Below are 12,500 nucleotides of genomic sequence, written 5' to 3' on the forward strand. Positions count from 1 at the left end.
TAAAACCTAATCTTTTTCTGCTTGTAACTTCTTTTAGACCATTTATAACCTGAATCACTACCCAAAAGCCAAGCAATTGTCACTATCCATTTCCAATTTTTTTAATATAGTTAATTATTAATTAAAGACTGTTATTTAATGTGCCAAATTTTTTCTTTATAAATTAAGTAAACGTTAAATATTTCATCTTGCATTAATTTTTCAAAATTATCACTTTTAATATCAAGCCCCCCTGTATAACTACCAAAAGAAGGCATAACTATTTTATTTTGATTCACTAAAAAACATTTACCAGTAATTTTTTTAATTTTCAACTTAGGATGATAATGGCCTACTATTTGGTATGGAGTATTAGGTAAAAAGTCATGAGTAAAAGTAATACTTTCTAATTTCCAGTATGTACAAAAATAAATATTCGTTGCAAAGCTAAGTATGACCTTTTTATCGTGATTACCCATCAACCAAATCCATTTATCTAACCGAGTAGAAATATGTTTAAGCAGTTTTTGTGCTGAATTATTTATACGTAAAAAAGCGTTTGGATCATGAAGATTATCACCTAAAGATAAAAGTATTTTGGGCTTGAAATAATCAATTACATGCTCAAGGCGTTTAAGCGTATCCCACGTATCGTATAAAGGAAGTGGATTTCCACGTTTAGCATAATATGAGCCTTTCTCTAAATGAAGATCAGCAACAATAATTAATTGTTGTGCTGGCCAATAGATAACCCCTAAGCTACTTAAAATTAATGGGTAATCAGCAAATATTACTTGCACTAACTTTTTTTCACTCTCGTTAATTAACAATTTCTTTAACCTCATTAATTAATTTATCGGCAATAGCTTCAATTTCAGCATAGGATAATACCTCTTCTTCTGCTTCACCGCTTATTTTTTCAGTTACATAGTTAGACAAAATAGGAATAGCGAATGGAGATGGACGACTTAATACATTTAGATGAATTTTATGATGAAAGCGTTTTAACAGATTAGTTAACCTTTCGATGTCTAGAAGTAATTTATCAACCTCTTTACGTGTAATTTTGAGTAAAATATGTTCAGGTTCGTAACGCTGTAATACATCATAAATTAAATCTGTACTAAACGTGACTTGTTTCATAGATTTATGCGTAGAGGCTATTTGACGTTCCGTTAAGCCACTGATAATAGCAATTTGTCTAAAGGTACGTTTTAATAATAATGATTTAGATAGCCATACTTCTAACTCTTCATATAAAATCTTGCTAGTAAATAGCTCAGAAATAGTTTGTGATTCAATCATATTAATTGTACTGATAGCTAAACCATAATCGATAACTGTAAAGTTAATAGGTTTTAACTTTAAAGCTTCTAGACGCTGAGTTAATAACATCCCCAAACTATGATTAGCTCGTCGGCCTACAAAACTATAGATAACCAAATAATTTCTTTGCTTATACCTAAATTGCTCAACTAAAACAGCTTTGTCATTTGGAATTAATGAAAATTTCTGTTGTAGTTTTAGCCACTCACTAATCTTAGAAGGAAATTTTGCCCAAGCCTTTGGTTGATTAATTAACTTAAGTACTTCATGGGCTAAAAAAGTAGATAAAGGCATGATTCCGCCACGATAGGAAGGTAATTTGGGTTCAGGCGCCTTTATTTTACGTGTTTCAACATACATATCATGTATGCGAACATATTCTAAAACTTCACCAGCAAACAGAAATGAATCGCCTGCCTTTAATTCCTGAATAAAAGACTCCTCAATATCTCCTACATATCTATCCTTCCTTTTATTAATAACTTTTACACGTAAACGGGCTGCTTCAATAATTGTTCCAATATTTTGACGATGACGCCTTACCACCTTAGAGGAACTAGGAATATACTTATAGTTTTCTTTAATTAATCTATGATATTGCGGGTAATGTTGTAAGGTATAACCGCCATTAACAGCAAATTGAAACAACTTTAAAAAAATAGCTTTTTTTAAATTACGGTAAGGATAGGCACTGCAAATTGTTTTAAATAAACTTGTTTTTTGAATAGGATGACTACAAGCACTATTAATAATGAATTGTACGACTACATCCAAAGCGCCTGGATGCATTTCCTCGTCATCTAATTTACCTTTAGCAACAGCATTAATAGCCGCCATAGATTCTAAGGCATCGAACAAATTAGTAGGTACAATGTAAGCTAGACTAGCTTTATTAAATTGATGATTAGAACGACCAATTCGCTGTATTAAACGACTAATACTTTGAGGCGCACCTACTTGAATGATTGCATCTATATCTCCCCAATCAATTCCAAGTTCTAAAGCTGAAGTTGCTATTATTGCTTTAATTTTACCTTCAACAATGAGCGACTCTGTTTTTAAGCGTTGTTCTTTACTAAGTGAGCCGTGATAAATTGCAATGGCTAAATTTGCTTTATTATGCATCCAAAGCTGATGAAATAAATACTCAGCTTGGGCGCGAGTGTTAACAAAAACAATAGTTAATTTATGTTTGAGTAATAATTCATAAATGCTAGAAATAGCATATTTAGCTTTAAAGCCACTATAAGGAATTGTACTAGTACTTAGTAAATGCACTAAGGGTTTGTGATGAGATTTGATGTTTAAGATATCTACTTTACTTCCTACAGGAACAAGCCAACTGGCTAATTTTTGTGGCTCTGCCACTGTTGCTGATAATCCAATACGCATCGCTTGAGGAGAGTATTGATGTAATTGAGCCAAAGCCAAGCTAGTAAAATCACCCCGTTTATTAATGGCTAAGCTGTGAATCTCATCGATAATAATTAACTTTAACTTCGAAAAAAAAGTATGTGCAGTAGTATAGCTTAATAAAAGCATTAAGGACTCTGGCGTAGTTAACAAAATGTTGGGAGGTTTTTTAAGTTGTTTTTGTCGTTGATAAGAAGAAGTATCACCTGTACGAATAGCAACCTCAATGGCAAGCGTCATCTCCTTTATAGGTAGGAGTAAGTTGCGATGAATATCTTGTGTTAATGCTTTTAAGGGAGAAATATAAAGCGTATGTAAACCTTGCGGTTGATTTAAATGAATATCAACCAGAGCCGGCAAAAAACTTGCTAATGTTTTACCACCGCCTGTTGGTGCAACTAATAAGGTAGATTGATTCTTAGCAAAGAGAGCAAACATTTTTTGCTGAAAAGCGTGCATAGTCCAGTTTTTTTGCGTAAACCACTGAGTCAAGAAGGTGGGAATTAAATGGTTAACATCCTTTAAATGCATTATTATCCTATTATGCAGGTTGTTATTTCAAATTAAGATCTTATACTTTAAAAAAGATTAAAAGAAGTAATTAAGGTGCATCCCAAAAAATGGCTAGCAATTAAAAAAGAAGGCTTATACTGTATTCCTGGTCAATTTTACATTGACCCAGTTTGCCCTGTCGATAAAGCCATCATAACTCATGCTCATGCTGATCATGCTCGCTCAGGACATCAAGCAATTATTGCGCATACCGCAACGATTGATATTATGAAAGTCCGTTACACTGACAACTGCGCTAATCAATTACATGCTTTATCTTATCATGAACACTTACTATTAAATGATGTAGAGCTTTATTTATTACCAGCAGGACATATTCTAGGTAGTTCACAAGTAGTAATTGAATATAAAGGTTCGCGTTTAATCATTTCAGGTGATTACAAACGAACATTTGATCCCACCTGCGAGGGTTTTATTGCTGAACCTTGTGACGTTTTTATTACTGAAGCGACTTTTAGCTTACCAATATTTAAACATCCACCTATTGAAGTTGAAGTAAATAAATTACTTCATTCTGTAGCTATTTTTCCAGAGCGCTGTCATCTTGTAGGTGTTTATGCTTTAGGTAAATGTCAACGTTTAATTAAAACGTTGCGTATACTTGGTTATTTTGAAACTATTTATATTCATGGTGCACTTAAGAAATTATGTGACTATTATGAATCGCAAGGTATTAAATTAGGTCATTTAGAGCCGGCTAGCACATTAGATAAACATAACTCACAAGGAAAAATTGTTTTATGTCCGCCTAGTGCGTTACACGATAAATGGAGTCGACGCTTTGCCCAAGTCATAATTTGTATGGCTTCAGGATGGATGCAAATTAGAGCACGGGCAAAACAAAAAGGGATTGAATTACCCTTAATCATTTCTGATCACGCTGATTGGTATGAGTTAATTCAAACTATTCATGAAATTAATCCTAAAGAAGTTTGGGTAACGCATGGACGAGAAGAAGCTCTAGTGCATTATGCTACCCAGCAAGGTTATTGGGCTCAAGCTTTGCATTTATTAGGGTATGATGACCCTGAGGATTAATAATGAAAAAATTTGCTCATTTGCTAAGTACGCTCTATTTTACTTATAGTCATTTAGATAAGATGATTTTAATTCAACAGTTCTTTAAAGAAACACCTGATCCTGAGCGTGGTTTTGCTTTAGCAATTATGGCTGACACACTGGTTTTTCCAACTTTTAAGCGCTCTTTAATCAAAGAGTTAATGCAAGAAAAAGTTGATCCTGTATTATTTGAACTATCTTACGATTATGTTGGTGATATGTCTGAGACTGTTGCCCTGCTCTGGCCTAAACCTACAGAAGATGATAACAAAGAGTATGATTTACCGCCTCTATCAGTTCTTATTTCTAATTTTAACTCATTACCGAAAGACCAAATTAAATCTTATTTAAGTGAGTTATTAAATCAATGCAATGCCACAGAGCGTTGGGCGCTTTTAAAATTAGGAACAAGTAGCTTACGCATTGGTATTTCAACACGTTTCTTAAAAAAAACTTTAGCCGAATATGGCCAAGTAAATATACAGCAAATAGAGAAAATTTGGCATGGATTAGAACCCCCTTATATTGATTTATTTGCATGGTTGGAAAAGAAAACCTCTGAACCTATAGTTAGCGAGAATATCTTTTTTCACCCAATTATGTTGTCTCATCCTTTAGAAGAAAAAGATATTGAATTAATTAATCCGCAAGAATTTTCGTTTGAAAGAAAATATGATGGTATTCGTGTACAAGTAGTCTCAACAACAAAAGGTAAAGCATTGTTTACTCGTACCGGAGAAAATATTAGTGCTACTTTTCCAGACCTCCTTGAATTAATTCAAGGAGAAGTTGTTTTAGATGGTGAGTTGATAGTTCACACCTCTACAGGTATCGGTAGTTTTAATCAATTACAACAGCGCTTAAACAGAAAAACACCTTCAAAAAAGTTACTTATGGAGCTTCCTGCAGGCCTTATTGTGTACGATATTTTAGTCTGGAATCAAGTTGACCTCACGACATTAATGTTTAAAGAGCGGCGAAAAAAATTAAACGAGTGGGTAGAGGCCTTTCCATCCAATAGAATTTTATTATCAGAACTCTTGACCGTGCAAAATAATCAAACTCTACATCAATTAAAAGAGCAGATTCTAGCTGAAAATCATATAGCTGTTGAGGGAGTTATGATTAAGCGTAATTTGAGTCCTTACATTGCAGGGCGCCCTAAAGGTCATTGGTATAAATGGAAGCGCAACCCTTTTATTGTAGATGCAGTAGTTATGTATGCACAGCGAGGTCATGGTATACGCTCTTCATTTTATTCCGATTTTACCTTCGGATTATGGCAAAATGAAATACTTTTACCTATTGGTAAAGCTTATTCTGGTTTCACAGATAAAGAATTAGTACAATTAGATCGCTGGGTTCGACACAATACTATCCAACGCTTTGGACCTGTACGTGAGGTAGAAAAAAAGCTTGTTTTTGAGATTGCTTTTGATGCTGTTAATTTATCAACACGTCATAAATCAGGTTTAGCTTTACGGTTTCCGCGTATTAATCGTATACGTTGGGATAAACCGGCTGCTGAAGCTGATCAATTAGATACCCTAATGCAACTCCTTTAGTAAAATTCTGATTGCTAGGGCATATTAATTTGATTGTTGACAGTTATATTTTGAAAATTTGGCATAAGCTGCGCCCTATCAAAGCTTTCTAAATTTTAATAGACTTACTTAGCATATAGCTCTCAACCATGAATACTTTAAGTTTGCTAAGATGATGAATAGAACTTATACATAATGTTCTTTAGAATACTTATTATCTTAAGCTAAGTTAAAAAACTGCCTAAAATTGAAAATCAATTTAAAATTTTGCGTGTAGTAAATAGCATTAGGTTTTAAACGCTTTTTATAAATTTAGTTAAGACGTAGCTTTTATCATCCAAGCAATAATATTTTTTGCAAAATTAAATTGATGAAGATAGAAGACCCTAAATTAATGCATCAGGGTCATTATGATTTTACAAACTGAGAGGTTGATTAGGTTTAAATTCAATGTGTTTTGAACGAATACATTCATGCATTTCGCTAACTTGTTTTAAAATTTGATTTGCAAGGTACCCTGGTTGATTCTTAATAGGTCCCATCGTTTTAGCAAACAAGTCGTAACTATTTTGATTAAGGGATAATTGCCCACCCAAAATATTTTTTACTCGATCATATTCTCCTTTATATTGTGCCTTTGAGTTTTCTAATACCCTCGGATCCATGTCTTTCAATGAGCTAATAGCTGCTTTCAATACATTATATATAGTTTGGGGTTTAGGACCCGGGGCAACTTTTATTTTTTGCCATGGTAATGGTTCAAGAAAATCACTTTCAATACCAGCAAAAAATAATCGTGAAAAGTTATCTATTTTTCCACGAGGTCGCGGCCCTTTTTCAAACCCCAAAGCATAAATAAGATTTTGAATATCTGTTATTAAAACATCATAAGCCTTCTTTTCTGTCTCAGTCAGAACGTTATAATTACTTTGGCGACTATTAGAAGTTGTTGATTGCCTCTGTTGGGTCCTTTGCTCTCTTTGCCGTTGTTGATGTAAAGCCTCCACTGACCGTATTAGACGCTGATGATTCTCAAATTCCTGAGTGCGTTGAAGTTTTGAAGAAGGGGGGCTTTCTTGCATTGCTCTTGCTAGAACAGTGTCCTCTGTAATTTGTTGAGAAATGTCAGGTTCTATTACTGAAGGTGATTGAACGTCATTATTTTGCTCAGAGTTATCAGAAGTTGCAGCTTTATTATCTTCAATTTTGTTATCTTCTCGCAGATATTGTCGGTTGCTTGCATTAGGATATAAATTTAAATAGTCTTCAACTGCTGATTCAATATTATATCCTTGCACATATTCTTTAATTGGAATTCCAGTTAAAGGACATAACAATGGTTTACCAACTTTAGCTGCTTCTTGCAAAAGCCTATCAATCACTTCTTTTTCATAACATTTGCCACTTGGAACAACAATTATCGGTTCTAAAAAAATTAATTTAGTTATAGGACAAACTAAATAATCTGGTACTTTTAAGTGTTCGTTTATAGGCTCTTGGTTTTTAACTTTATTTTCTTCAGGTTTACTAAGCATATACTTCCTTTAAATTATTATTTGCTCTTAATGCAGGAAATTTAATTAAATAGCAATAATATTTACCATTTTATAATTCAATGCGTATAAAATTTAGGCATAATATAGAAGGAAATTTATATTGTATATACTGTAGTCGCTAAGTTTACACACCTATAATCATAATATGCATTATTAAAATCGACCTCATAATACAATTAATCAGACTTTTTTATATTTTTATGCTATTTAATACCTTGCTCTCAATAATATGTGTTTTTGGGACACATGCCCTCCTTTATACTTCATCTATCAATATATTAGAAATTTGAAATAAACACTTATAATTGGCTCAACTATTTAGCAACTAAATTGTCTCTGCGTAATTATTCAGATTTTGTTGGGCCGCACTCTGTTTAGCCCAACCTACTTACTGCACGGGTGAGTCATAAACAAATTTAGAAGTATTTTGTTTCTATAAAAGAAATTAGAACAAAAATTGCGGATATCAATGATTTTTTTGCAAATATGCTCTTAGAACAAACAAATGGCGTGCTACAACTTGATGAAAATGCAAATCTACAGCTTGCTAAAAGTCGTAATAAAATAAGTCATGTTTTAGCAAAAAAAATTCTGCAAAATCCTGATGAATTCATAAAATCCATCCAAGAATTTATTGAGGAAGTTAGAAAAGATATTAACCGGTCCAAACAAATTACCCTTGATGAAAAGAAGAAACTAGATGATGTGGATCTAAAGCTTCTCAATAGCTCAACCATTCCTCTTAGCTTTCAAGGAAAATTCTTTGGTGGTAGTACAAATATTAATGAAAAAACATACCGCTCGAATCAATCTCTTTTTGCTAATAATGATTTTAAAAAACCAATTAATTCACCAGTACAAATCCAAGGTCAAGATGAATTATTAAATATAACAGCTATGTTACAACAATTTATTGATAGAATCTCTAGTTTAAATAATAAATTCGGATTTACACCTGAAGAGTCATTTACCAACACTTTTACTATATAAATTGCGATTAATTTACCAGGGAGGGTTATTAAATAACAGCAGCTATTTTCATTTTAACTAAGGATTTTCCTTAATGGATTTTTAAAAATTAAGTCGCCATTTTTTGGCATACATTGATGGTCTTTAAGGCGCACTAAATGTAGCAACTATATCACATTTAATTTCAATACAGTTGCTATATTTAGTCTTAAATAGATGTTTCCGAAAGTGGATTAATTCATTTTAGGTCTGACTGCTGATAACGCTTTCGGTGAGCCATCGCCGTACAAATAGGAATTAAGTAAGACTAAGGCGCTTTCAGTTAAAGCGAGTGCCGCTCCAGCCATTCCCAAAACCTTCAACAAAGGCCCGGCTTCGCCAGAATTGGTATATGTTTCAAATGCCTCAATTGACAACAACATAAATCCAGCAGTAAATTGCACCCCTCCCACTATTTGGCCCATATAAGTATAAGCTGAATCATCGCCTTTATTTCTAAAATACCGGTTACCAAAAAATCCAAAAGCACCAATAACCATACCTCCTATACCTGTAACGATATTACCTTTAGTTAAAGGTTCACTTGCTTTGCTTAAAGCATAAAGCACGGCAGGTCCTCTAGTAGCAATTTGAGTATTTAGCTTCCTTGCGTTTTCGTACACATCAGGACTTATTTTATTTGAATCAACTGAATTATCATCCAACTTTTCTTGCTCCATCGTCTCTTTTGGCATCACTTGCTCCTTGTTGACTTTTAGAAAGTACACGATAATATCGTTTTTGCAACACCGCTGTAAGTCTAACCATTATCACTTTACCCTATAAACATTTGATTACGAAGGGCACATATTTTACTGATATTGCTTTTGATCAACCCGAAATAAATAGATAACGTGGAAGAAATTACGGTTTTAGAGCAAACTTAGACGTCAAACCATAAATTCTGACATAGATGGGGTAGCCACCTCAACTTATAAAATTTATCAGATTTTTATATTTTTAATAGAAGTGTTTGTCAGGTTAAGTTTAGTTAAACGATTTTTCTATCTAGAACTGGTTACCATCCTTTTTGAAATTAAGTTTATCTTTCTCTCGGATAGATAATTTGTATGGGTTTTTTAGAACAATCTACTTTCGCAAAAGAAGTTAGAGTATAGGTACGAGCAGATGTAGGACTTAGAATGTCAAAGACAGCAATGCCACGAAGTTATAGATAATTTTTAATTTCACATTTGTAGTTTAGTGCGTAATATCTTTGAAGTCGATGTTTCTTTTTGATCTAATTTTTTTTCTGAGTTTGAAGGATGAAACAGGCTTTTCATTGGAAGAGGAGTTAACAATTGAAAAGTAAACAGCTTAGAGAAGTTTGGGTTATCTTTTGAAAAATGGTCTAGAGGTGTTTTCCCTCGTTTGGTTTTCATACTTAAAGTTGTACGAAGTGCTTTATCGATATCTTTGTTAATTTTTGCCAAGTTTAATAGAGACTCTATAGGGGATGACTGGGCTGCCATCATATGCATGGCATTCCACTGTTGGTCATTAGTTATGGTTAAAGCTTTAGCAATGGATAGGGCTAGTTGTGCATTTTCTCGTGCTAAAATAAATAATTTTTCTAATTCGTCAGGCGCATACCGGGCAACAACTAATAAACAATCCCTCTGAATTTGATTTTCTTGAGATAGCGCAACACTTAATGCTGTTGCCACATCATTGAAGTTAAAGGCTAGCTCGACAATTTTTTGCAGTTGTTTGGGCGCGTGATGAGCAATGACATATAGGCCGCCCCTTTCAAGGAGCTGGATAATATCTGGAATATTTAATTTATCAAAAAAATCAAATTTAACGGGTTTGGTAGCTCTAAAAGAAGCAAGCTCTAAAGCTACTGCTTCACTTTTTAAGCATAATTTAATTTCTTCTACACACTCCTCTGCCGTATCAAATGATTTAGTCATCGTCTCAATGGATTCATGTGAATAATTAGAATCATAAATCAGCCATTTCCCGTCATACTGCACGTTTATTACATGGTTTTCGGCATGTATTAAACAAATATTACCTGACAATTGTTTCTGCTGGCCTTGTAATAAGATGGCAAGCTTAGGTGTTGTAAAAAAACCACCAATAATATCTCGACTTTGAGCTTGTAAAAGCTCGCCATTAATCATCAATTCAAATAATTTTTTATCTGGCTCAAAGTAATGAACTTGTCTAATTTCTGCTGGTAAGAAAAATTCTATGGCTACCTTGACTTGAGCCTGCTCAGTAATAACGGCGTTTAAGACCAGTTCAAACAAATTTTCTAACGTTAATATTCGAACTGGAGCTTTATGGTTTGCAGGTAAAAGATGTTGTAAGTCTATCGTCTGGTCCAGAGCAGCAAAATTTTTAGGTGTCCATGTAGCTACTTGAGCCAGTATAGCTTTCCACCAATTGCCATACCCTGTGGCTGAAAAAGCCCCATCTGCGACTGATAAAGCAAAACATTTGCCTCCTGAGATAAGATAATCCCTTAAATGTTTCGCATGTGCTCTAATTTCATTTTGTTTAACGAGCGTTATATCCGGTGGAAGATTTTGGTTTGCAATGTCTTTGCACCACTGTTCAGCTTTATAATCGAGAAAAAGAGCAAGATTTTCTTTAATAATTCGTTGCGTCATCTTTTCATTTATGGTCATAATTTTATCTAATTATAGACCTTAAATTTAAACTTTCCTTCAAGAACAGGGTTAATTACTTTTGATGTAATCTTTAATTGTTACGCCAGATTATACGTTAAGGATTAGTTAGAAAATCGAAACTGAGCTTGATGCTCTTTTAATTTTTTTCTATCTAATTCTTTATTATTTGAAAAAAAACCTATTAATCTATTAAATTCAATTTTTGCAGAGGACCCAAAGATTATTTCATCATCAGTTCCTATAACTATAGGATCACTTAAATCATTATAAATTGTTGTCACAGGATGGGGCTGTGCTTCAAGATGCCAGTTCAATTTTTTATGACAAGAGGGACATACTTCAATAGGAAGTTCAAGATTAGCAATCTTTTCCTTTTGTTCTTTAGTCAAAAAAATACAATGACCTAAGCGCACTTTTCCATGTAAAGGATTTGGACTTTGCAGTAACTGCGAAGATTTCCACTGCTCAAGGGCAGATAAAATAATATCAGTATCTTGCTTCTCTATATGGCTTTCTGATTCTCCCATATGAATAGCAATAGGAATTTCACTGTTTAAGGCTAAGGTAATAACCTCAGCCAGCTCCCTCCCTGTTAAAGTTCGTTTTACCAGAGGATTTCCTGAAATGTCTAAGCCAATTAAGAGATTATGCGGACTTGTCAGTATTCTCTTAATAAAATGCTTAGCGTCTTTTAAGGTGTGTACTGTTCTATCCAAACTTAATAATCCAACAGCTTTTTTATTGCCAATTCTTTGCCGAGCTAACAATAAGCCAGATTCAAAAGCATCTATATAATCGTCTTCGGTTTTATTTTCCATTGACTTTGGTGTAGTTCTAATTTCAAGATATGTTGCTGTTGAACTTTGAACAACATCCAGCACGCCATTGGAGATGTCATCTAAATTTTTAATAATTTTATGAATTAGCCCAAATTGTTTCCAAATAAGGCCTATTAGATCATCAGAGTAACCATTTTCTGGTTGCAGCTGAGTACGCTCGAGATACTCCGCTTTGATACGTACCAGCTCTTCATAAACATCAAAACAGCCGTTTTTCTCAGCTAATTTTTTTAAAAAATCTAAACTAAAACTGCCGTTAAGATGATTATGTAAATCGCCTGTATGCTTTTTTGTCATTATATCTCTATGATTAAAATTTTTAATTAGCTTTTAAAGGCATTTTTTTGAGAAGAAAATTAATGGGGCGCATTATATGAATATTTAGTTTCTTGATCAAACATCCCTAAATAAAAGTTCATCATCAATAATCTCATTCATTTTTTTGGGGTTTTATTAAAAAAGATGCCTTTCTTTTCCTAGACCGCATTAAAATATATTGGAGATAATACATCAATTTTTTTAAACAACTAGAGCAATCAATACAAAAAGTGTTGCCCTGAATTT

9 protein-coding genes are annotated in these 12,500 nt (G+C 33.4%); 3 read left to right on the top strand and 6 right to left on the bottom strand.

Annotation, left to right across the window (positions count from 1 at the left end):
* Positions 1-131 precede the first annotated feature (131 nt).
* Complete coding sequence (gene pdeM, locus DYH30_RS10765) at positions 132-809, bottom strand: ligase-associated DNA damage response endonuclease PdeM (protein ID WP_160116197.1); 678 nt, start codon at positions 807-809, stop codon at positions 132-134.
* Positions 799-3,249: a ligase-associated DNA damage response DEXH box helicase gene (locus DYH30_RS10770; protein WP_115331665.1), complete on the bottom strand. Its 2,451-nt coding sequence runs from the start codon at positions 3,247-3,249 to the stop codon at positions 799-801. The genes pdeM and DYH30_RS10770 overlap by 11 nt, the downstream gene beginning before the upstream one ends.
* A 75-nt stretch (positions 3,250-3,324) precedes the next feature.
* On the opposite strand from DYH30_RS10770, the gene DYH30_RS10775 reads away from it, so the two are divergent.
* Together DYH30_RS10775 and DYH30_RS10780 are read left to right on the top strand one after the other, a co-directional pair.
* Complete coding sequence (locus DYH30_RS10775; RefSeq protein WP_115331666.1) at positions 3,325-4,329, top strand: ligase-associated DNA damage response exonuclease; 1,005 nt, start codon at positions 3,325-3,327, stop codon at positions 4,327-4,329.
* 2 nt (positions 4,330-4,331) lie between these two features.
* Positions 4,332-5,915: a cisplatin damage response ATP-dependent DNA ligase gene (locus tag DYH30_RS10780; RefSeq protein WP_115331667.1), complete on the top strand. Its 1,584-nt coding sequence runs from the start codon at positions 4,332-4,334 to the stop codon at positions 5,913-5,915.
* Positions 5,916-6,310: 395 nt separating this feature from the next.
* Here the strand turns inward: DYH30_RS10780 and DYH30_RS10785 are convergent, their stop codons facing one another.
* On the bottom strand, positions 6,311-7,429 hold the full coding sequence (locus DYH30_RS10785; RefSeq protein WP_115331668.1) for a U-box domain-containing protein: 1,119 nt from the start codon (positions 7,427-7,429) through the stop codon (positions 6,311-6,313).
* Positions 7,430-7,936: 507 nt separating this feature from the next.
* On the opposite strand from DYH30_RS10785, the gene DYH30_RS10790 reads away from it, so the two are divergent.
* On the top strand, positions 7,937-8,440 hold the full coding sequence (locus tag DYH30_RS10790; protein WP_115331669.1) for a hypothetical protein: 504 nt from the start codon (positions 7,937-7,939) through the stop codon (positions 8,438-8,440).
* 212 nt (positions 8,441-8,652) lie between these two features.
* Here DYH30_RS10790 and DYH30_RS10795 read toward each other — a convergent pair whose 3' ends face one another.
* The 3 genes from DYH30_RS10795 to DYH30_RS10805 all read right to left on the bottom strand — a co-directional run bounded on the left by DYH30_RS10795 (position 8,653) and on the right by DYH30_RS10805 (position 12,233).
* Positions 8,653-9,153, bottom strand: coding sequence for a hypothetical protein (locus tag DYH30_RS10795; protein WP_242604661.1), 501 nt, complete (start codon positions 9,151-9,153; stop codon positions 8,653-8,655).
* A gap of 492 nt (positions 9,154-9,645) precedes the next feature.
* Positions 9,646-11,094: a hypothetical protein gene (locus DYH30_RS10800; RefSeq protein WP_115331670.1), complete on the bottom strand. Its 1,449-nt coding sequence runs from the start codon at positions 11,092-11,094 to the stop codon at positions 9,646-9,648.
* A gap of 104 nt (positions 11,095-11,198) precedes the next feature.
* Positions 11,199-12,233, bottom strand: coding sequence for an amidohydrolase family protein (locus DYH30_RS10805; RefSeq protein WP_115331671.1), 1,035 nt, complete (start codon positions 12,231-12,233; stop codon positions 11,199-11,201).
* Positions 12,234-12,500 lie beyond the last annotated feature (267 nt).

The organism is Legionella busanensis (assembly GCF_900461525.1).
In the GTDB taxonomy this organism is placed as follows: Bacteria; Pseudomonadota; Gammaproteobacteria; order Legionellales; family Legionellaceae; genus Legionella_C; species Legionella_C busanensis.